Origin of the sequence: Psychrobacter phenylpyruvicus DSM 7000 = NBRC 102152 (genome assembly GCF_000685805.1) — a bacterium.
Classification (GTDB): Bacteria; Pseudomonadota; Gammaproteobacteria; order Pseudomonadales; family Moraxellaceae; genus Psychrobacter; species Psychrobacter phenylpyruvicus.
The window spans coordinates 25,382-48,294 of the sequence record NZ_JMKP01000009.1 but is presented as its reverse complement, the minus strand read 5'-3'; the positions used below and the strand labels follow the sequence as shown (position 1 = coordinate 48,294).

General features: G+C 42.8%; 17 protein-coding genes and 2 tRNA genes. 12 read left to right on the top strand and 7 right to left on the bottom strand.

All coding sequences use genetic code 11. The features are described from left to right. Window positions 1-57: 57 nt before the first annotated feature. Together fadA and fadB are read right to left on the bottom strand one after the other, a co-directional pair. Window positions 58-1,230, bottom strand: coding sequence for an acetyl-CoA C-acyltransferase FadA (gene fadA / locus G561_RS0105375; protein ID WP_028858634.1), 1,173 nt, complete (start codon window positions 1,228-1,230; stop codon window positions 58-60). Window positions 1,231-1,362: 132 nt separating this feature from the next. Continuing rightward, entirely contained in the window at window positions 1,363-3,522 is a 2,160-nt protein-coding gene (gene fadB / locus G561_RS0105370; protein WP_028858633.1) for a fatty acid oxidation complex subunit alpha FadB, read from the bottom strand. A 566-nt stretch (window positions 3,523-4,088) separates the two neighbouring features. Here fadB and G561_RS0105365 point away from each other — a divergent pair. The 11 genes from G561_RS0105365 to G561_RS0105310 all read left to right on the top strand — a co-directional run bounded on the left by G561_RS0105365 (window position 4,089) and on the right by G561_RS0105310 (window position 14,284). Then, window positions 4,089-5,048, top strand: coding sequence for a polyprenyl synthetase family protein (locus G561_RS0105365; protein ID WP_028858632.1), 960 nt, complete (start codon window positions 4,089-4,091; stop codon window positions 5,046-5,048). Between the two features lie 232 nt (window positions 5,049-5,280). Beyond that, window positions 5,281-7,395 carry a tetratricopeptide repeat protein gene (locus tag G561_RS0105360; RefSeq protein WP_028858631.1) on the top strand — a complete coding sequence of 705 codons (2,115 nt, stop codon included), beginning with the start codon at window positions 5,281-5,283 and terminating at the stop codon, window positions 7,393-7,395. Window positions 7,396-7,785: 390 nt separating this feature from the next. After that, window positions 7,786-8,463, top strand: a complete 678-nt coding sequence (lolB, locus tag G561_RS0105355) for a lipoprotein insertase outer membrane protein LolB (protein WP_028858630.1) — start codon at window positions 7,786-7,788, stop codon at window positions 8,461-8,463. A gap of 90 nt (window positions 8,464-8,553) precedes the next feature. Further along, on the top strand, window positions 8,554-9,510 hold the full coding sequence (gene ispE, locus G561_RS0105350) for a 4-(cytidine 5'-diphospho)-2-C-methyl-D-erythritol kinase (RefSeq protein ID WP_028858629.1): 957 nt from the start codon (window positions 8,554-8,556) through the stop codon (window positions 9,508-9,510). 82 nt (window positions 9,511-9,592) lie between these two features. Then, window positions 9,593-9,668: transfer RNA gene (locus tag G561_RS0105345), tRNA-Gln, on the top strand. 227 nt (window positions 9,669-9,895) lie between these two features. Beyond that, a tRNA-Gln gene (locus tag G561_RS0105340) sits at window positions 9,896-9,971 on the top strand. An 81-nt stretch (window positions 9,972-10,052) separates the two neighbouring features. Beyond that, window positions 10,053-11,009, top strand: coding sequence for a ribose-phosphate pyrophosphokinase (locus tag G561_RS0105335; protein WP_028858628.1), 957 nt, complete (start codon window positions 10,053-10,055; stop codon window positions 11,007-11,009). Between the two features lie 249 nt (window positions 11,010-11,258). Next, a complete protein-coding gene (locus G561_RS0105330) occupies window positions 11,259-11,939 on the top strand; it encodes a 50S ribosomal protein L25/general stress protein Ctc (RefSeq protein ID WP_028858627.1) in 681 nt (226 codons plus the stop codon). Between the two features lie 93 nt (window positions 11,940-12,032). Beyond that, window positions 12,033-12,620 carry an aminoacyl-tRNA hydrolase gene (gene pth, locus G561_RS0105325; protein ID WP_028858626.1) on the top strand — a complete coding sequence of 196 codons (588 nt, stop codon included), beginning with the start codon at window positions 12,033-12,035 and terminating at the stop codon, window positions 12,618-12,620. Between the two features lie 224 nt (window positions 12,621-12,844). Further along, on the top strand, window positions 12,845-13,225 hold the full coding sequence (panD, locus tag G561_RS0105315) for an aspartate 1-decarboxylase (RefSeq protein ID WP_028858625.1): 381 nt from the start codon (window positions 12,845-12,847) through the stop codon (window positions 13,223-13,225). Between the two features lie 90 nt (window positions 13,226-13,315). Then, window positions 13,316-14,284, top strand: a complete 969-nt coding sequence (locus G561_RS0105310) for a calcium/sodium antiporter (protein WP_028858624.1) — start codon at window positions 13,316-13,318, stop codon at window positions 14,282-14,284. Window positions 14,285-14,413: 129 nt separating this feature from the next. Here G561_RS0105310 and G561_RS0105305 read toward each other — a convergent pair whose 3' ends face one another. Together G561_RS0105305 and G561_RS0105300 are read right to left on the bottom strand one after the other, a co-directional pair. Continuing rightward, entirely contained in the window at window positions 14,414-15,673 is a 1,260-nt protein-coding gene (locus G561_RS0105305) for an outer membrane protein transport protein (protein WP_051584385.1), read from the bottom strand. Between the two features lie 210 nt (window positions 15,674-15,883). Beyond that, the gene (locus G561_RS0105300) at window positions 15,884-18,088 is read right to left on the bottom strand and encodes an NADPH-dependent 2,4-dienoyl-CoA reductase (protein ID WP_051584384.1); all 2,205 of its coding nucleotides are present in this window, start codon (window positions 18,086-18,088) and stop codon (window positions 15,884-15,886) included. Between the two features lie 357 nt (window positions 18,089-18,445). Between G561_RS0105300 and G561_RS0105295 the strand changes: the two genes are divergently transcribed. Next, window positions 18,446-20,128, top strand: a complete 1,683-nt coding sequence (locus tag G561_RS0105295) for an AMP-binding protein (protein ID WP_028858621.1) — start codon at window positions 18,446-18,448, stop codon at window positions 20,126-20,128. Window positions 20,129-20,261: 133 nt separating this feature from the next. Here the strand turns inward: G561_RS0105295 and G561_RS0105290 are convergent, their stop codons facing one another. The 3 genes from G561_RS0105290 to bfr (G561_RS0105280) all read right to left on the bottom strand — a co-directional run bounded on the left by G561_RS0105290 (window position 20,262) and on the right by bfr (G561_RS0105280) (window position 22,672). After that, the gene (locus G561_RS0105290) at window positions 20,262-21,407 is read right to left on the bottom strand and encodes an aminotransferase class V-fold PLP-dependent enzyme (protein ID WP_028858620.1); all 1,146 of its coding nucleotides are present in this window, start codon (window positions 21,405-21,407) and stop codon (window positions 20,262-20,264) included. 236 nt (window positions 21,408-21,643) lie between these two features. After that, complete coding sequence (gene bfr, locus G561_RS0105285; RefSeq protein ID WP_028858619.1) at window positions 21,644-22,114, bottom strand: bacterioferritin; 471 nt, start codon at window positions 22,112-22,114, stop codon at window positions 21,644-21,646. 78 nt (window positions 22,115-22,192) lie between these two features. Further along, on the bottom strand, window positions 22,193-22,672 hold the full coding sequence (bfr, locus tag G561_RS0105280) for a bacterioferritin (protein ID WP_028858618.1): 480 nt from the start codon (window positions 22,670-22,672) through the stop codon (window positions 22,193-22,195). Window positions 22,673-22,913 lie beyond the last annotated feature (241 nt).

The following is a 22,913-nucleotide window of genomic DNA, read 5'->3' as shown; positions in this document are numbered from 1 at the left end:
CTTTTATACAAGATAAATAAACAGAACTTATCGTTCTATTATTGAACTTTTATTAAGTTATACACGCTCAATAACCGTAGCAATACCTTGACCTAGGCCAATACACATAGTGGCTAGACCAATTTCAGTATCCATCTGCTCCATAGCGTTCAATAGAGTCACGGTGATACGAGCACCAGAACATCCTAGTGGGTGGCCTAGGGCGATAGCACCACCGTTAACGTTAATGATGTCTTGCTTGTCTAATAGGTTTAGAGCTTTTAGTACCGACAGACCTTGAGCGGCGAACGCTTCGTTTAGCTCGATGGTTTGCATGTCATCAAGGCTCAAGCCAGCACGCTTAAGTGCTTTTTGCGTAGCAGGTACTGGACCGTAACCCATGATAGCTGCATCACAACCAGCAACCGCCATACTACGGATACGAGCACGTGGCTTAAGACCTAAGTCCTTCGCTTTTTGGGCGCTCATTACTAGCATTGCAGACGCACCGTCTGATAGGGCAGAAGAAGTCGCAGCAGTTACCGTACCATTTGCTGGATCAAATACCGGGCGTAGTTTTGCCAATGACTCTAAGGTAGTGTCAGGACGGATAACTTCGTCCACAGTGCAAAGCTGTAAACGGCCTTGTGCATCATGACCTTCGATGCCAATGATTTCATTATCAAAACGACCCGCTTGTGTGGCTTCCCAAGCACGGCGATGAGATTGAACACCAAACTCGTCTTGTTGCTCACGAGTGATGCCATTCATACGACCTAGCATTTCAGCGGTTAAGCCCATCATGTTAGACGCTTTTGCATAGTGCTTAGACGCTTCAGGGTTGATATCGATACCATGCATCATGCCTACGTGACCCATGTGCTCCACACCACCAATGATGAACACATCACCTTGGTTGGTCATGATTTGAGCAGCAGCAGTGTGTAGTGCTTGCATTGATGAACCACATAGACGGTTCACAGTTTGACCGCCAGCAGTCTTTGGAATATCAGCCAATAGACCAATGTTACGACCAATGTTCATGCCTTGTTCTAAAGTCTGGTTCACACAGCCCCAGATAACGTCTTCAACTTCGTTAGTGTCAAAGTCGTTACGCTTAACTAAAGCTCGTACTAGCTCTGCTGACATGCTGTCTGCACGAACATTACGGAACATACCGTTTTTGGATTTACCCATTGCAGTACGCACGCCATCTACGATGACCACGTCTTTTGGACTTAATGTTGTCATGTAATACTCCTTGAATTTTTTATCGTTTAGTCTAACTGACGCTGCCCGCTCATTCATTTAGTTATGCGCTAATCAGGCAGGTCGCAGCATCAGTTGACTAATTAATTATTTAGTCGTCCCAAGCTTATGGTATTAGGCTTTTGGGTAAAAAGTTTCACCGGCTGCAGCCATATCACGGATTTTCTGTGGCGCTTCATAAGCTTTGCCTAGGTGAGCATATTTCTCACATAGCGCTAAGTAGTTATCAAGGCCTTGTTGGTCGATATAACGGCATGGACCACCACGGAATGCAGGGAAACCAACACCCATAATCATTGCCATATCGGCTTCGGCTGGAGTAGCAACGATGTTGTCCTCTAAGCAGCGAACAGTTTCGTTACAGAAAGCTAGCATCATACGATCAACGATGGTTTGATCATCAAACTCTTTCTTATCGCTATCAGTAGTCGCTTTTAATAGCTCGTAAGTGGCTTCGTCAGCAGTTTTCTTCGGCTTACCACGTTTGTCCATCTCGTACTTGTAGAAACCAACGCCATTTTTCTGACCTAGGCGGTTGTTTTCAAACAGATGTTTGATAGCACCTTTAAAGTCTGGCTTCATACGATCTGGGAAACCTTCTGCCATTACTTCTGCGCCGTGTACGCCGGTGTCTAGACCTACTACGTCGATTAGGTAGGCAGGACCCATAGGCCAGCCGAATTTCTCCATAACTTTATCAACATGAACGAAATCAGCGCCTTCTTTCAATAGCAAATCAAACGCGCCGAAGTAAGGGAACAATACGCGGTTTACTAAGAAACCTGGGCAGTCATTTACCACAACTGGCACTTTACCCATACGCTGTGCTAATGCAACTGTGGTAGCAATCGCTTCTTCTGATGATTTCTCACCACGGATAACTTCCACTAGTGGCATACGATGTACTGGGTTAAAGAAGTGCATACCCACGAAGTTCTCTGGGCGCTCAAGTACAGTGGCCAAATGCGTAATAGAGATAGTTGAAGTGTTAGAGGCAAGGATAGCGTTCTCTTTAACTAACCCTTCCACTTCTTTTAATACTGCATGCTTAACTTTTGGATTTTCAACAACCGCTTCGATAACGATGTCAGTTTCACCAAAGTCGCCGTAGTTCAATGTAGGACGGATACGACTTAAAGTTTCACCCATCTGTGCTGGGGTCATTCTCTTACGCTCAACCATTTTGCCTAACAGCTTGCTGGCTTCGCCCATACCTAAGTCTAATTGCTCAGACTTGATGTCTTTCATGATAATTGGCAGACCTTTTGAGGCTGCTTGATAAGCAATACCACCACCCATGATGCCAGCACCAAGTACCGCAGCTTCATTGATGTCGTGAGCATTCTTAGTGTGTTTTTTGGCTAATTTCTTAACCGCTTGATCGTTTAAGAATAGACCCACTAAGCTTTCTGCTTGTGGTGTTTTCGCCGCTTTAGCGAAATGAGCCGCTTCTACTTTAAGCGCTTCATCACGGCCTAAGTTCACATGCTTTTCAATCGCTTCGATGGCAATAGCAGGAGCTGGGTATTGTTTAGGATTTGCTTTAGCGAAGATAGCACCTTTGGCACTGTTGAATGCCATAGATTGTTCAAGCTGATTTAGCTTAACTGGTTGTAGCTTCTCTTCACGCTTCGCCTGCCAATCTAAGTCACCAACGATTGCTTTTTTCACTAGGTCAATAGCGGCCGCTTCTAGGTCGTCTTGTGCCACAACGGCATCTACTAGACCTAACTTAAGGGCTTGAGCAGGTTTTTGAGCCTTACCGGTTGCGATTAGCTCTAACGCATTGTCAATACCGATAACACGTGGGGTGCGTACACTACCACCAAAGCCTGGGAAGATACCTAGCTGAGTTTCTGGAAGACCGATTTGCGCTTTTTCGCCCATTACACGGTATTCACAAACTAGGGTCATTTCACAACCACCACCTAAAGCAGCACCGTTAATCGCAGCTACTTTCGGGAATGGTAAGTCTTCAAAGCGGTTAAATACACCGTTGATCTCAACGATCCAGTTTGTAATTTCTTCTTCTTCTTTATTGAAATGAGCTACAAATTCTGTGATGTCAGCACCAGCGATAAATACGCCTTTGCTAGAGGTGACAATTAGACCTTTTACATTGTCCGCTTTTTCTAATGCAGTCACAGCTTCATCGAACTGTTTGTTGGTTTCGGCATCAAATTTATTAACGCTCTCGCCTTCAGCATTAAACTGTAGGTTGGCAATGCCATCATCTAACAATGATACCGTAATGCGGTTACCTTGATATATCATATAAATCTCCTTGTTATTTTAGTGCTTTATTTTAGGCTTTACGTGCAGTTACCCCACGTCATAAGCTAAATCACTTTAATTATATTCTAATAAGCTTAAGTAAAACGTAAGCTGTAAAACATAGGCGTGTATAGATTCTATATTATTAGAGCGCACACAGTGTAGTAAATTACTATCATATAACTTGCCACTTTATATCTTTACCCTAGCAGCTGTGTGTTGAGTTATTCTTTACGCCGGTTAGTGTAGGGGATTTAACCCCTTGATGTCACAGCGCAATCACTGACTCATAGGTCATATATTTTATTGTATATTCTTTACAGAAACATTTATTACCCAAAAAAAACCGCCCTACCAAGCTCTCTACCAAGCTTGGCTAAATCGCCATTAATCTAATTATCATAGATACCATAAGTCATTGATTGAATAGATATTATATTATTTTGTTAGCTTATGTGTGCTAACAGTAGGCGAAAAGTGTATCTTGCACATGTTAAACTAGTCCCCATAAAGATTAGGATAGCATTACTATAATTTCTCCCTCATTTGTATTGAGCATTGGTTCTATGATTACACAGCCCGTCAGTTTTGAAAGTCTAAGTCAACAGGTCATCACCACATTAGAGGCCGATATTGAGTCTTTGCTAAGTCATGCCAATTTACCAAGCCCATTACAAGAAGCTTGCCACTACGCGATGACAGGGCAAGGAAAGCGAGTGCGCCCGTTAATGGTGGCTGGTGGTTATCAGACCGTGCTGCAAGGTGAGACTACAACTGCTGATGACAAGACGCTTAAAACTGAAACATCATTAGGCTCAGTTTTGTCAGACAACTGTCGACGAGCCATGCTAGCAGTAGAGTTTGTACACACCTATTCACTTATCCATGATGACCTGCCTTGCATGGATGATGATGACTTACGTCGTGGCCGCCCTACTTGCCATATCAAATTTGATGAAGCTACTGCCATGCTGGCAGGTGATGTGCTACAAACCTTAGCCTTTGAAGCATTAACCGCTGATATGGAAGGCTTTGCTCCTATTACAGATGAGCAAGCTGCCCAATTATTAACTGTGCTGGCCCCAAGAGCTAGAAGAATGGTCTCGGGTCAAATGCTTGACTTAAATGCTGAAAATAAACAAATTACCCAAGCCGAGCTTGAAGCCATACACCGTGATAAGACTGGGGCTTTAATCGAAGCGGCAGTGCTTATGGGCGGCGTGTGTGCCGAAGCTAGCGCTGAACAATTGGCTGCCTTGACCCAGTTTGCTCAAAATATTGGTTTAGCCTTTCAAGTTCAAGACGACATTTTAGACGTGACTGCAAGCACCGATACTTTAGGTAAGCCGGCTGGCAGTGATGAAGGGTTAAATAAATCGACTTATGTCAGATTAATGGGTGTAGATACAGCAAGAGATTATGCTAAGTCTTTGTTTGTTGAAGGCAAGCAAGCGATTATTGACAGTTTCGGACAACAAAGTGCGTTAACCGCGCTAGCAGACTGGCTATGGCAACGCCAGAAGTAACACGGACACTACTATTAGACTGACTAATAATTGATTATAATAAAGTGCCATATTCTGCTGTCAGCGATGCCCAGCTTAATGCCTTATTATAGGGAATGTTCAATAGGTTGTTTTTGGTACCGCTAGTAGGACTGCATCCATAGAAAACCCAATTTTCGTTGAGTCAGGATTACCTGTCCTCTAAGTAAACACTGCCACGTACCTCTCATCTTATTACACCAGTCGGAAGTTTATGCTTTTTTTTCAGCAGATTAATGAGTCTAAAAAAGTTACAAAGAGGACCAAAAGTCGTTTTGGTGATACTCAGACTCGCCGGCGCCTAACTTTTAAGCAAACTTTGAGCTTTCAGCTAAAAAAAGCAGCTTTAATCAAACCCTCAAAACGTAGTTTACGAGCCGCTTCCAGCCGCAAGGTATCAAAAAAAGTACAGGTTAATCAAAAACAACTCAATCAAAAACGAGTGAAACAAACACAGGTTAATCAAAAAAAGTCGCTGAGCCTTACCCGTCAGCGCTTATTGCGCTTGTCTATTTTATTAAGCTTGGCCAGTATGGCCACGCACTCTGTCTCTGCTTCTGCCAATGTTTTTGACCCAATACGCCGAGTACTATCGCCGATTATCAGCATCATAGACAAAAAGGATCCATCAGAGCCTGCCGCCCAGCCTACCTTGCCAGAATCTGAACTGATAGCGGCATCCAATATTAACAACCAAAGCACAGAAGAATCTCACGGACGCTTATCTCTAACCAAAGATCGACCCAGTTTGCTAAATGTAATGCAAGCTGAGTTCTTGATTAACCGAGGTGAGATAGACGCAGGATTACAGCTTTACAAGCAGGAGTCCTTTAAAGATGAGGCCACTACTGTTTTTGAACGTGCCTTAGAGCTGTCTTTGCTGTATGAGATGCCAGAAGAGTCCTTGGCATTCGCGGTTAAGTGGCAACGACAAAATACCGAACACGTCCCAGCTCTATTTTACGTGGCCCATTTGGCGCTAAAAGCTCATGACTATAATTTGTCAGGCAAGGTGCTGACTGAGATTTTAAAATATGACAATCAAGCGGATCTTAGCGAGATTCTTATTGGTATTTATCCCACCAATGAGTCTGATCAGCGCTTATTGCTAGAGACTTTATTGCGCCTACCCAAGCATGACAACCCCTCTTTGTTGGTGATGCAAGCAGGTTTAATGTCGCAATTAGGTCAGCCAGATATCGCTTTATTGAGTGTCAATCGTGCCTTGAAGTTCAAGCCCGACAACGCCCCTTTTATTGTGCTAAAAGCCGATATCTTAAAGCAGCTTCAGCCTGACCGTCAGGTATTGCAGTTTATTAGTGCTGAGCGGCAACGATTAAAGAATAATAAAACCCTCTATCTGTACGAAATTCGCTACCGCTTGGAGCTGGGTGAGACGCAAGAAGCGCATCAGCTGTTATTACAAGCTCACAAGCTATTCAACGATGAAGAGGTCACGCTACTGGCCGCTTTAGTCAGTATCGATATTGAAGCCTATCCTCAAGCGGATGAGTTATTATCTGCTCTTGCCTCTTCGCCCGCCTATATCGATCAAGCTTATTACTATCTTGGTATTAGCGCCGAGCGCCAACACAAGTTTGATAGAGCAGAGCGTTTTTTATCCAAAGTAATGCAAGAAAACTTGGTGCTAAAAGCCCGTCAAAAGTTGGTGTCTATTCAACTTTTGCAAGGTCGTGCGGATGAAGCATTAGCGACCTTAAGGCAGTTTAGTGAGCAGTTTGATGTGTACGGCCCCGAAAGCGCTATTATGCAAGCGGATATTTTGCGTCAACAAGACCAGCTGACTGCTGCAAAAAACATCTTGGCTGAAGCCAGTAAGCGCTATCCAGATGATACTAAGCTGATGTTTGCTCGGGTTCAGCTGTTAGACAACGAACAAGATACAGCGCTTAAGCGTAGACTACTCGATCGCTTACTGCTGATCGATCCTGAAAACACAGATTACATCATCGCCTCTGCTAAACTGTTATTTGCGATAGGCAACGAGCAAGATGTTGAGCAAGCTCTGAATTTGGCGCAGTCAATTTTGTCACTGCCCTTTGATTCGCCCCAATTTGATCAACAGAACTACTTAACAGCATTAAACATTGTGGCCTCTGATGCACTGTCTAGAGGGCAATACCAGCAAGTAATTGAGTATCTCGAAATACCCTATGACATCTCACCTACTCTGGATTCAGGAATTATTTTACTTCGTGCCTACCAAGGTTTAGACCAACAAGACAAGGTGTTAGAGTTGTTCGCCGACATTCAGCAGCGCTTTGCCGTTGGTCAGCAAGACATTAGTGACAGATTGCAATCCTACTAACCAACCTGCCGGTTATTAAATGAACGGTTATTAATTAAGTGAATTGTTACTAAGTAGATTGTTATTAAGGGAATTGTTATTAAGTGAACTGGGATTAAATGGGCGGATATTTTATTGGACTTGCTTTTAATCAAACTAATTTTTGAGTGAGTGGTTCGGCTTTTGAGTAGTTGATTGGCAGGCTTTGAGCATTGTTATTAATTTTGAGCATTGTTAGCAATACAGACACAAAACTTGAACGCTACAGACTCTTAAAACTCACAAAGCCTTGATAAAATCATTTGCTTTAGTAAAACCCCTATTTAAATCTATACTTGCTATAACTTTGTCTCTAAGCTCTTATCTATACAGCCCGATTACAGACTAAATCTGAACCCATTAAGGATAATTATGACCACACTGCTCAGCAACAAGCCTCTATTCTCAAGCCCTAAATCCTATTTTTCTAAAGCGTTGTCGAAAACAGCAAGCCTCAGTCTAGTTTTGACCACCAGTGCTTTTATCCTTACTGGCTGTCAAACTACGCAGCACATCGGTGCAGCCGCTAATGCTAATAGCAGTGTGATTACTGGTACTGCACAATACCCAGAATTATTACAAAGCTTCAATATCCGCGGCAAAATTGGCATCACTACCCCGCAAACTCAAAACAGCGCAGCCCAAACCGGCAGTGCTTTTTATGTCTGGGCCCAAGAACAGGAGCGCTTTGCCATAGACTTGACTGGCGCTTTAGGCATTGGTCATACCGTTATTGAGTATGATGGACATAGTGCTACTTTGGTTAGTGACCGTACCGGAGAAATTAAAGCGGCCTCTCCTGAGGAGTTATTGCTACAAGCGACTGGGTGGCAAGCCCCTATTTCACAGCTACGCCACTGGATTTCTGGTCGCCCAGCGCCTTCAGACACCAACAGCGAATTAGATGCTCAAGGCCGTTTACAAACCTCACAGAACGGAGATTGGGTTGCTAGCTTTAGTTATAACAATGCTAATACCCGTACGCCCAATAAAATTTCGGTCACTCGTGCTGATGGTCACAGAGTAATTATGACCATTTCACATGGTTAATTTGACATTTTTATAAATATTGAGGGGTTAAGTATTTCTCCCCTCAATACTTTATTTTGATTCCTCTTCTGTCTTTGATGTGATTATTCTATGACCTCTTTGCCTCAGCTTAGCCTTTTCTCCCCTGCAAAAATCAACCTGTTTTTACACATTACCGGTAAACGTGCAGATGGATATCATGACTTACAAACGGTATTTCGGCTGCTTAACTGGGGCGATACCTTACATTTTCAGGTCAGTGATAGGCAGTTTAATCCTCATCAAGATTTCGCGGACAACGTGTTGCCCATTACTTTAGACACTAAAGTAGCCGTCACCACAAATCTTCGTGATAACTTAATTACCAAGGCTGCTTTGGCTTTAATTCATGCCATTAAATCCAATACTCAACTCTTGGAGGCGGTAGATCGGCTACCAGTAATTGATATTAAGCTTGATAAAGTGTTGCCTGCTGGGGCTGGACTAGGCGGAGGCTCCTCCAATGCCGCAACCACTCTTTTGGCGCTAAACAAGCTATGGGGCCTTAATTTAAAGCAGCAAACTTTGATTGATATTGGCCGTAGTGTCGGCGCTGATGTGCCTATTTTTATCTTGGGCCAAGATGCTATTGCAGAAGGCATAGGCGAGATACTGACTCCGCTGTCACTACCACCGCAGCATTATCTTTTATTAAACCCCAATGCCCACGCATCCACTCAGGCGCTATTTGCCCACCCCGACTTGCGCCGAGACATTCCGGCCATAAGTGTGGCTGATATTGAAGAAAATAGCGAAGGCTATCTTGCCCGACTCTACCCTCCTTTTAGCAATGTGTTTGAGCCGGTAGTGACCAACTTAGTGCCCGAAGTAAACCAAGCTCTGAGTTATCTAAAAAAATTAGAGTCGCTCACGCACAGCTCTGCCAGAATGACTGGCACAGGAAGTAGTGTATTTTTGCCCGTACCAGAAGCAATGACCCCGAGAATACAAACCTATATGATAAATAACCCTCCCCCTTGTCATGCCTTAATAACTGAGTCTTTGTTGGGACAAAAAGGGTCGATTTAAGCAGATAAACCTAATAATTTTTAAATAACTTAGAAAAACAGTTGCAATCTACAAATTGTTGTGTATAATAACTCGCCCATAAAGGGGTATAGCCAAGTTGGTAAGGCATCAGGTTTTGATCCTGACATCCGTTGGTTCGAGTCCAGCTACCCCTGCCATATTCGTCATAGGCCAAACTGCTTATTTATAAAATTAAACGGTTTAGTTTATTGACATATCTAGTTAGTTTTCGGTATAGTTCGCCTCGAACGCTACCGAGAAGACAACAAGTAAAAAGTATCAAAATATTAGTGAATGACAATTATTAATATTTTGATAGTAAATTATCAAGAAACGTGCTAATTTAATAGCAGCACATAACTTCTTGATAAAGTTTGTCTGTTACAGGGGTATAGCCAAGTTGGTAAGGCATCAGGTTTTGATCCTGACATCCGTTGGTTCGAGTCCAGCTACCCCTGCCATTTTCTAAACGTTCAACTTTCTTCTTTATTTGTGCAGTTTCTACTGCTCCTCTCTTAAGTCAAATAAATAGGACTTGGACCATGCCATATCTGGCGATTTTTACGGGTAATGCCCACCCTGAACTGGCAAAAACTGTCGCTGATCACCTACATATTCCTCTTGGCCGTGCTGATGTCACGCGTTTCTCTGATGGCGAAATTGCTGTCGAGATTAAAGAGCATGTTCGTGGTAAAGACGTATTCATTCTTCAACCCACTTGTGCCCCTACCAACGATAACTTGATGGAAATCATGGTTATGGCTGATGCACTGCGCCGTTCAAGTGCCGGTCGTATCACTGCTGTAATGCCGTACTTTGGTTATGCTCGTCAAGACCGTCGTCCTCGTTCAGCACGTGTGCCTATTTCAGCAAAAGTGGTTGCAGATATGCTTAACATCGTTAGCATCGACCGCGTGATGACTGTGGATTTGCACTCAGATCAAATCCAGGGCTTCTTCGATATTCCAGTAGACAACATCTATGGTACTCCAGTATTACTAAAAGACCTTAGAAAACAAGGTTATGATAACCTTATGGTTGTTTCTCCGGATGTAGGTGGCGTGGTTCGTGCTCGCGCTATGGCCAAAGAGCTGGGCGGCAATACCGAACTTGCTATTATCGATAAACGCCGTGCTCGCGCTAACGAGTCACAAGTTATGCATATCATTGGTGATGTAAAAGACCGTGATTGCGTAATCGTTGACGACATGGTAGATACTGCGGGTACATTGTGTAAAGCAGCTCAAGCGCTTAAAGATAATGGAGCACGCCGTGTCTTAGGTTATATCACTCACCCAGTATTATCAGGCAATGCTATTCAGACCATTAGCAATTCAGTATTGGATGAATTAGTGGTTACTGACAGTATTCCTTTATCTGAAGAAGCAAAATCTTGCGAAAAAATTCGTCAAGTAACCATCGCTTCCTTACTGGCTGAAAGCTTACGCCGTATCAATAATGAAGAATCTATTAGTGCTATGTTTGAGTCTATTGACTGAACATTTCTGCCCTAATCAGCCTTATTGATATTAAAAAACCACTGTCTTTTAGACGGTGGTTTTTTTGTACTGGATTTTAGTGCTTAATGTCCGTATAATATGCCCTCTGTATGTAAGCAAAACGTATCATGGCTATATTAAATGCCGGTAATACCTGCTATACAGTACATAGATGTGTGTCTGGCCACGTTGGTCGCAAGCGTAGCTTGAACGCATCAAACCCTAAATAATTTAATCAAGGATACTCTCATGAGTGATATTTTATACACGGTAAATGGCATTGTCCGTACCGATGATCAGCAGGGCAAAGGTGCGAGCCGCCGCCTGCGTAAGCAAAACTTAGTTCCTGCCATTATCTATGGTGGTAACGAAGAGCCTACTACTATTGCTATCAAAAACAATGAGCTTTGGAAACTTCTAGAAAACGAAGCTTTCTTCTCAAACATTTTGACTATCAAGCTTGATGGTGAAGATCAGCTAGCGGTTATTAAAGACCTACAGCGCCATCCTTCTAAAGGCTTCCCAATGCATGCTGACTTCCAGCGCATTGTTAAAGGTCAGAAGATCAACATGAACATCCCAGTTCACTTCACAGGTCGTGAAGAAGCACCAGGTACTAAAGCTGGTGGTATCTTATCTACTCTAGTGACTGACATCGAAATCGTTTGTCTACCACAAGACCTTCCTGAGTACCTAGAAGTTGACGTATCAGGTCTAGAAATCGGTGAGTCTCTACACTTAACAGACATCAAACTTCCTGAAGGTGTTATCATCTTCGAACTTGACGTTGATGAGCCAGTTGACCGCACTGTGGTTAACATGCAGGCCCCAACTATTGAAGAAGTTGACGAAGAAACTGAAGAAGAAGTTGATGCCGCTGACGTACCTGCTACTGAGCAAGGTGGTGAAGAGGATAAAGGCGAAGAATAATTCGTCTCCTGCCAATAAGTTATATGACTGCTTTCGGGCAGTCATCTAAAGCTATATACTGGCAGACATAATTTATTATACAGTGAGAACGCTATGTCCCAACTTAAGCTTATTGTTGGGCTTGGCAACCCAGGTCAGCAGTATGTCGAAACCAGACATAATGCTGGCTTTTGGTTTGTGGCCCTGATTGCTGACCAATTTAATATTGAACTGGCAGCTGACAAAAAGTTTCATGGTTTAACTGGCCGTGGTCGCATCTTTGATACCGACGTACGCCTATTGTTGCCGATGACTTTTATGAATAAGTCAGGCCAGTCTGTGGCTCCAATGGTGAAATATTACGATATTAAACCAGAAGAACTACTGATCGCCCATGATGAATTAGATATTCCTGCGGGAAGTATTAAGCTGAAAACAGGTGGCGGTCATGGCGGTCATAATGGACTGCGCGATATTACTCCTCATCTTGGAAATGACTTCCATCGCTTGCGTATTGGTATTGGCCATCCCGGTCATAAGTCCAAAGTAAGTGGCCATGTTTTGTCCAAACCCTCCCCTGATGACCAAGCTGCTATTGAAGCTGCTTTGGATGCAGCCATGGACTCATTACAGCTCATGGTAAGCGGTGATATCGAAAAAGCACGCAGCCAGATTAATGGCTTCAAATTGCCCAACGGCTAATAATTGTTTTTAAATAAATAAGCTGTCGATAACGATGGCTTTTTTGCCTACTCTACCATCGAAATGGCTTATAGTTAAAATATTAGATTGCTCAATAGTTTTTGATAAGTTAATTTTTGACAATTTAGCTATAAATTGCAGAAAACCATTCATTTTATAGGTATAATCTGCTTTCTAATTGTTATCAGCACGACCTCTAGTCCATAATTTCAAGGAAATCCTCTATGTTATTGACCTTACTAAAAGGCAAACTACACCGTGCCCGTGTCACTCACGCTGACCTGCATTATGAAGGCTCTTGTGGGATAGATGGTGACTTACTAGATTTGGCTGGTATTCGTGAGAACGAGTCGATCGATATCTATAACGTAAGTAATGGTAAGCGCTTTCGCACTTATGCCATTCGCGCTGAAGCAGGCTCTGGCATTATTTCATTAAATGGTGCAGCAGCTTACATGGCAGATTTAGGCGACATCGTTATCATTTGTGCTTATGCCCAGATGGACGAAAAAGAAGCTGATACGCATAAGCCAAAATTAGTTTACTGTAACGAAGACAATACCGTGAAAGACACGGCTAATGTCATTCCTGTACAAGTTTCTTAATCTAAACTTTTTGGTGTTTTTATTACAAATGCTAAGCGATTCATATTGCTTAGCATTTTTTATTTTTCTCAATCTATATTGGAGTTTATTATGGGCCTAGCGATTATCGCTGTCATTATTGGCCTAGCTGTTTTGGTCTGGAGTGCTGATACTTTTATTGATGGTGCAACCAGTCTGGCTGTACGCTTTAATATGCCTAGCTTCTTAATTGGAGTGATTATCTTAGGCATTGGTACTTCGGCACCTGAACTAGTGGTTTCTGCTTTAGCTGCTCTGTCAGGCAGTCCTGATATAGCCTTAGGTAATGCTTATGGCTCTAATATTATCAATATTACCTTAGTATTAGGGGTTACTGCCCTTATTAGCCCCATTATCATTCGTAGCGATGTGATTCGTTATGACCTAATGCTGTTAATAGCAGCTACAGCTTTGGCTGCCATTCAGTTGGCCGATGGCAACTTGAGCTTAACCGATGGTATTGTGTTGGTTGTGACTTTAGCGGCTGTGCTGATGATACAGATATTTTTAAGTCTACGTGGCAATAAAGATAAAGTAGAGTTGCCAGAAGAGTTGGCCGCAAAACAGAAAATTAATGTCTTAAAGTCTTTTGGCACTTTAATTGTGGGACTCAGCTTATTAATCGCTAGTTCAAGAGCCATTGTCTGGGGCGCGGTTGAGTTGGCCACTTTATGGGGCATGAGTGAACTTCTGATCGGGCTTACTATTGTGGCCATTGGCACCTCCTTACCTGAATTGGTAGCCAGTGTGGCGGCAGCCAGACGAGGTGAGCACGACATGGCCTTGGGCAACGTCATTGGCTCTAACTTATTTAATACCTTAGGTGTGGTGGGTCTAGCTGCTATTATTAAACCCATGCAAAATATTGATCCGCAGATTTTATCTCGAGATATGGTAATGGTAGGCTTAGTAACTCTAATCCTGTTTATTTTGGCAATTATTGCTTTTAAACGTCAGGGCGAAATGAAGCATGGTAGTGGTGTAGTACTGGTTTTAACCTTCATTTTCTACTCAGTATGGTTGGCTAAATCTGCCATATAATTTAGATCTCTAACTTAGGTTTCTAACTAAGATCTCTAACTACAGCTTCCTAGCAGATTTAGTTATCATCCATAAAAAACGGCCACTAGCTCTGATTGGCCGTTTTTTTGACTGTTAATTTATGAAGCATTAGAAATAATAGCCCAACTTAACCCCCAAGGCGTAGCCAGTACCATCATCAAATTTTGCTAAGGTTCTTTCTGACAGCGTCTTTTCAATTGGCAGCTTAGAATATGCCGTACCACCTTCAAACCACATATACTGTGCACCAGCGGATAATTTTAATTGCTTGGTAACATCGTAGCTACCGCCTAACGCCAAAGTCTTAATTGAGTCGTAAGGACCTAATAAACTTAGAGGCTCCGCTGTTCCTGAATCATAGCCGGCTCTTATCTCACCCGCAAACTTAGGCGTGAACTGCTTGGCTAAAGCCACCTCCACAGCATAAGCATCCTCTTTATATTCTGCTAATGGCTCACCAACCACGGTAGTAATCCCCTGTGGTGATATATTAAATTTGGTCCATTCTACCCAGCGTGCATTAATCATACCTAAGAGTTGATACTTTTCACTCAAACCTGTTTGAAAATCAAAGTTAACCGATTGCGGAGTTTTAAAACTCAAATTAGTATTTCCCAGAGTATAATCATCAGGCACGCCGACAACTGCTTTAGCAAGGGCAGAATCGTTGAAATCTTCAGGGGTGTTTCCTCCGAAGTCTAAATACAAACTTTCATGACCTTTTAATTTATGCTCTCCCTCACCGCGCCACGTTAAGGCAGCTCGTAGCATAATCTCCGGCTTTTCATAAGCCACGCCTAATACCGGTATTAGGGTATCACTTTTATTTTTTATATCTAAGCTATAATAAATTGGAAAACCCTCAAAATTCTGCGCTAGCTGTACACCGCCATCCGCCTCTTGATATTCCACTCCCCCATAAACCCAAAAATTATTATTAACCTTACCCCCACCTAGTAAAGTTAAACTACGAGTATCTACTCGGGCCTCTGTAGCCCCCATACTATTGTTAAACTCACTGCCTTTACTATAGATAGTATCTACCCCAAACGGCTCATCATAAATTAATGCCAAAGCTGTATTCTCGGTGGGAGCTATCTTCACTGCTCCCCCCCAGATTTCAAAGTCATCCATCATGTCATTAATTTTCTGATTTGCTGCTGGGTTATCTACCCCACCTGCGACATCTGTTCCTTCGATTTTGGGATCAACATAAGCATAAGACAGTTCAGCATAGTTGCCAGGCTCAAAAAAAGGCAGGATAGATTGTTTGGTATATTCTAAACCAGCTGCATGAGAAGTTATGCCTACCAATAAACTGGCGGTAATAGAAAGCTGAATCGTAGTACGATACTTTAGGAGATTCATGACAATATCCTTTTGTCAGTAGAAGTGAAATCCATAATGGTAAAAATGCCACCTTTAAATTAAATACTTATCTTTCTATTTTGTCAATAAATTGTAAAATCAGTATTTAATTCTTTAAGGCCTTATTGCTAGATAAAAGATAGCCATAAAAAAAGAGGCGGTTAATAACCGCCTCTTTTTAACTACATCTGTTAAAGTTTATTATCAGTTTTATAGTTGAGCTGCTAGCTCAGCACCATCCCGAATAGCACGTTTCGCATCCAGTTCTGCTGCCAACTTAGCCCCACCGATAATATGATATTCAGTTTTGCCTTTTTTAGGGGCTTTACCTTTTTTAATGTCGGTTACCGCTGGCATTAAGTCGTTTACCGACTCTTGGCCGGCACAGACCACAATGGTATCCACCCGTAATAATTGGCTGTGTCCTTGAGGCGTAGTTACCCATAACCCTTCATTGGTTACTTTATCATAGGTCACACCCGGCATTTGCATCACTCCATGTGATTTAATATGTGCACGGTGTACCCAACCTGTAGTCTTGTTTAAGCCTTTACCAAGGCGACCTCCTCGACGTTGCAGTAAGTATACTTGGCGTATTGGCACAATTTTTTCAGGTTTGGTTAAGCCGCCATCAGTTTGATAATCGACATGACCATCCACACCCCATTCTTGCTTCCAATCGGCTACTGACTGTGGCTCAGGACGGTAACTTGGGTCTTTTAGGGTTTCAGGCCCTAGCTCATGTAATGGCTGACCATGACGCGCTGTCAAATATTCACTAACATCGAAACCAATCCCGCCAGCACCAATAACTGCAACCGTCTCGCCCACAGCTTTCTCACCCGATAATAGCTCGGCATAGCTGATGACTTTTGGATTATCCGCCCCCTCAAGCTTACCTTCTAGACTACGTGGCACTACACCAGTGGCAATCACCACATGGTCATAGTTGGCTTCATCTAGCATTTCTTTAGTAACTTTGGTGTTTAACTTAATGGTTACTCCTTGATGATTTAGCTCATTTAGGAAGTAACGGGTGGTTTCAAAGAACTCTTCTTTGCCTGGAATCACTTTGGCATAGTTGAACTGGCCTCCTAAAATATCTTTTGCTTCATAAAGCGTCACCTCATGGCCACGTTTGGCTGCCACAGTCGCCGCTGACATGCCAGCCACACCACCGCCAATCACCGCGACTTTTTTCGGCTGTTTAGTAGGCTCGTAAGTTAACTCGGTTTCATAACAAGCACGTGGGTTAACCAAACAAGTAGAGCGTTTATTTTCAAAGGTATGATCCAAGCAAGCCTGGTTACAAGCAATACAAGTATTAATACGATCCGTTTCGCCATTTTTAGCCTTATTGACCCAGTCTGGATCGGCTAAGAAAGGACGCGCCATTTGAATAAGGTCAGCCTGTGCTAGTGACAAAATACTTTCTGCAGTCTCAGGCATATTGATACGGTTGGCAGCCATTACTGGGATAGACACATGCTTTTTCACCTCAGCTGTGTAATCAATAAATGCCGCACGAGGCACGCTGGTGACAATAGTCGGTACCCGCGCTTCATGCCAGCCAATACCCGTATTAATAATAGACACACCCGCTTCTTCTAAGGCTTTGGCAACGGTAATTACCTCATCCATGACATTGCCGTCTTTTACTAGGTCAATCATAGATAGACGGAAAATAATAATAAAGTCTTCGCCCACCGCTTTGCGTACTGCTTTCACCACCTCAAGCGGGAACTTCATGCGATTATGAATATCGCCGCCATACTCATCTTTGCGCTGGTTGACATGGCGCGATAAGAATTGGTTTAGCAGGTAACCTTCTGAGCCCATAATCTCCACACCATCATATCCTGCTTGCTTAGCTAGAGAAGCTGAGCGGGCATAATCCTCAACTGTGCTTTTGATGTTTTTAACACTCATCTGGCGTGGTTTAAAAGGAGAAATGGGAGATTTAACAGGACTAGCAGAGACCACAAAAGGATGATAACCATAGCGACCACTGTGTAAGATTTGCATGATAATCTTACTGTCATGTCGATGCACAGCACGAGTCAGACGTTGATGGTTAATTACATCTGCTCTGGTATTCATCGTACCCCCTGCAGGCAACAACCAACCTTCACGGTTAGGTGAAATACCGCCAGTAATCATCATACCTACGCCGCCTTTAGCGCGTTCAGCAAAATAGGCTGCTAGCTTCCCATAATTATAGAAGCGATCTTCTAGACCGGTGTGCATCGAGCCCATAACAATACGGTTTTTTAATTTGGTATGACCCAAATCTAAAGGTTGAAAAATATGCGGATAAGGAGCATTTGTGTTGGCAATATAGTTTGAGCCAGAGCTTTCCCCCGTGACATTGCCATTTGAGTTATTTAAAGCGTTAGAGGTAGCAGCGGTTGCCATAAAAAATATCCTTATTAAATTCAGAGTGACACTAATCCCAATGAGTAGTAATGTATAACAGAAATATGTGACTAACAACAATAGACTCTACATAGCACTTGCTACATGAGTCTTAGGCTAAGTCAACCTGATAATATCATTTAACCACAGTGAGTTAATATCGTTTTAATGACTTAAAATTAGTAGTTATGTGTTGACTAGGTAAATTCAGTTAACATATACTCACTGAACAAACTTATCCAACTACCCTCGTATCATAAGCTGATTAAGATAGGTCATGCAAAGGGTATGCAATGACCGTCTAGGCACTCTCACTAAGATACGAAGGCTCCCAATTCTGATAAAGGACTATCTGCCATGACCGATTATAGTACGGGCCTAGCTAAGAATGAGGCCAACTACCAGCCGTTAACTCCGATTCAATTTATTACGCGTACAACTGCTGTATATCCTAATAAAACCTCTATCATTTATGATGACTTGGTGCAGGCACCGATTACCTACACTTGGGCACAAACCTATAGTCGTTGCCGCAGCCTTGCGCATGGATTAAGAAAGTTGGGTATTAATAAAGATGATACAGTAGCTATTATGGCGCCTAACACTCCTGCTATGGTCGAGGCCGCCTTTGGAGTGCCTATGTCGCAAGGCGTACTCTGTACTTTGAACACTCGGCTAGATATCGGCGCGCTCACTTTTTGTCTGCAGCACTCTGAGGCCAAAGTACTGATCTTAGACAGTGAGTTTGCTGAGCATGTCGATCTTATCGAAGAAACTTTCCCTCATTTAATCCTTATTCATGCAACTGACAGGGCATTTGCTGAGACCAAACCTTTTGGCAAAATGAGTTACGAGCAGCTGATTGAGTTTGGTGAATTCGAGAGCGATCAAGCCGCGAAAGAGTTTGATCAAACCATATACCCCGAAAATGAGTGGGATGCGATTGCTTTAAACTATACTTCTGGCACCACTGGCAAACCCAAAGGGGTGGTCTATCACCATCGAGGTGCCACGCTCAATGCGTTATCCAATATTTTGGATTGGGACATGCCCAAGTTTAATACCTATCTGTGGACCCTACCCCTCTTTCATTGCAACGGCTGGTGCTTCCCATGGACAGTGGCTGAACGAGCGGGTATTAATGTGTGTTTACGCCAAATTAATGCCAACTTAATTCTCAAGCTGATTGCCAAATATAACATTACCCATTATTGTGCCGCACCTGTTGTGCATAATATGATTGCTGCTGGCGATGAAGCCCTAAAGCAAGCCATTACTCATACCGTTAATGGTTTTGTGGCCGGTGCCCCGCCATCAGAGGCGATGTTAGAGAAGATGGAAGCCATGAACTTCAACATCACTCACGTTTACGGCTTGACCGAAGTCTATGGCCCAGTAACTATCTGCGCAGAACATGATGAGTGGCAACAGCTGTCGGTAGCAGAGCGTGCTTCTAAGAAATCTCGCCAAGGCACTACCTCACATCTAATGACAGGATTTGAAGTGCTAAAACAAGGTACCAATGAGCCGGTGGCTGCCGATGGAACTGAGATGGGAGAGCTGGCATTAAAAGGTAATATGGTCATGAAAGGCTATCTAAAAAACCCTAAAGCTACCGAAGAAGCCTTTGCAGGCGGCTGGTTCCGTACTGGGGATTTGGGAGTCAAAGATGCCGATGGCTATATTAAGATTATGGACCGCTTAAAAGACATCATCATTTCAGGGGGAGAAAATATTTCTAGTATTGAAATCGAGAACATTCTATATGCTCTGCCACAAGTGAATAGTTGCGGTGTGGTCGCCGCCTCCAATGAGAAGTGGGGCGAAGTACCGGTGGCATTTATTGAAATTGCCGAAGGGGCCACTTTGACCCGAGATCAGGTTATCGAGCATTGTCGCCAGAACTTGGCAAAATTCAAAGTGCCGAAACACGTTATCTTCTGCGAAATCCCAAAAACCAGCACTGGTAAAATCCAGAAGTTTGAGCTACGTAATGCCGCCCAATCCATGGCCAATGAAGAGCCAAAGGTTATGCATTAAGCGACAAAGATTGCTTTAATCAATAAAAATTAATAAAAATGCCCATTGATAATCAATGGGCATTTTTATTGTTTTATCTAATTTTATTGTTTTACCAAAAGCTTCTGTTATAAAGCTTAGCTGGTCTGCTTAATTACGCAGGCTGTACTTTATCCAGTACCAGTTTAAAGCGCTCTACCGCACCATCTATGTCGGTTAGTTTATCAAGACCAAATAGACCCAGACGGAAAGTCTGGAAACCGTCCGGCTCACCCACTTGTAGCGGTACGCCTGATGCGATCTGCATGCCGTGTTCAGCAAAAGCACGGCCTTTATGCATCTCTTCATCATCGGTGTAGCACACCACAACCCCTGGGGCTTGATACCCTTCGGCAGCCACGCTTTGGATGCCGCGGTCTTCCAATAGGTCACGAATACGATTGCCTAATTCCCACTGCGCTTGCTTTAACTCTTCAAAGCCAATGTTTTTGGCTTCCAACATCACATCACGGAACATACGCAAGCTGTCAGTTGGCATGGTAGCATGATAGGCATGGCCCCCATTTTCATAAGCGCGCATGATGGTTAACCACTGCTTTAAGTCTAAACTAAAGCTATCGGATTCTGTAGCCTCTACCTGAGCCACAGCTTTTTCGCTTAGCATTACTAGACCGGCACAAGGAGTACTGCTCCAGCCTTTTTGTGGGGCTGAAACAAGAACGTCAATACCTAGCTGCTGCATATCCAACCAGATACAACCTGAGGCAATACAGTCAATAACCAATAAGCCGCCCACACTATGTACAGCGTCTGCCAACTGCTTGATATAATCATCAGGCAATATCATGCCAGAAGCAGTCTCAACATGCGGCGCAAATACTAAGTCTGGCTTTTGCTCTTTAATCGCTGCCACAGCCTCTTCAATAGCTACTGGTGCAAAAGGATTCGGGATACCCTCTTCTGACTCACCTCCCACCTGATTTGCTTTTAATGCGCCTACTGTTTTGGCGATTTTTCCTTTTTCTAAAATCTGAGTCCAGCGATAACTAAACCAACCATTACGCACAACTAAGCAGTTCTTATCAGTGGCTAATTGGCGGGCAATGGCTTCCATAGCATAGGTACCTGAGCCTGGCACAATAGCCACAGCATTTGCTGCGTAAACTTGCTTTAAGTTGCTAGATAGGTCATTCATTACCTGTTGAAATACTTTTGACATGTGGTTTAAAGCACGGTCAGTATAGACCACTGAATACTCTAATAAACCATCGGGATCAACGTCAGAACGTAATGCAGGCATAGCTACTCCTTTTTTTATTCAAATTATATGTTGGGGTTCATCTAGTTATACCACAAATAAATCTTGCGTTTTTAGTATAGCTGTAACTGGCTAATGAGTACACCTTAACTGATGATTAAACTAAATGGATAAAAAAATACCAACTTACTTTTGTAAGTTGGTATCAGTTAACATAAGCTGCTCTTAAACAGACTAGACTCTATAGAGCTAAGGCATCAACAGCGCCCTATCCTCTATTAGTCATCAATTTTGGCTTGGACATAGTTTTCTAGGCCCATAGCTTCGATCAACTCTTGTTGGGTATCTAGCCAGTCTGAATACTCTTCGTTGCCATCTTTTAAATCTAATAACAGCTTACGTGACACATAATCTTGCTTTTGTTCACACAGCGTAATTGACTCGGTAATAGTGGTAAACTTTTGGTCTTCTAAGCGCACATTGCACTCAATCATCTCCGCCACATCTTCACCGATGAACAGCTTACCGTACTCTTGCAAGTTTGGCAGACCCTCTAGTAACAAAATACGCTCAATCAGTGCATCTGACCACTTCATCTCAGCAATAGACTGTTTATAGAAGGCTTCATTTAACTCTTCAATACCCCAGTTTTTGGCAATACGAGCATGCAAAAAATACTGGTTAATGGCGATTAACGACTGGCCAAGCACTTTATTTAAAGCGCCAAGGACTTCTTTATCACCCTGCATAACTTTCTCCTACTTTTGCTTTAGCACTTACTAGGTGCTGAAATTATAAAATAATTCTAGCTAATACGGCTTAATGGATTATTCTGAAATATCACCCATTTGGCTTTGTAGGTAGTTTTGCAGACCAACCATATCAATTAAACGAAGCTGTTGCTCTAACCAGTGTGCATGATCCTCTTCGGTATCTTCTAGCTGATCGACCAAGATATCACGGGTCACATAGTCATGCTCTTGCTCACAAAGAGCAATGCCATCCTTTAGATGTTGCTGAACTTTGTATTCAAGCTCTAGGTCAAGCTTAAGCATTTCAGGAACCGCGCTGCCCACAGTAATGGCATCAACCGTCATGTCCGGCTTACCGCCGAGCATTAATATACGACGGATAATGGCCTGAGCATGCTCGGTCTCATCTTCCATTTCATGGTGAATACGATCATACAGCTTGCCGTAGTTCCACTCACCATACATTTCTGAATGAATAAAATACTGATCGCGGGCCCCTAACTCACCCCCAAGTAAAAAGTTTAAATAATCAATGACTTTCTGACTGCCTTTCATGGTAGCTACCTTTTATTTATCTATTTGATTTACTTGCTTATTGGTCTATATAGTAACAAATTTAGAACCTCTACACAGAATTTTTTGGAACTGCGAATAGAGGGACTAATCTAAATGAGAAACTCTTAGCCATAAAAAAAGTGAACCCGAGAATCTCTAGGCTCACTTCAAGTTTGCTTTTATTATTATTCATTCTTTTTATTCTAAGCTAATTTTTCTAATCTAAATCTTAAGCTGTTTT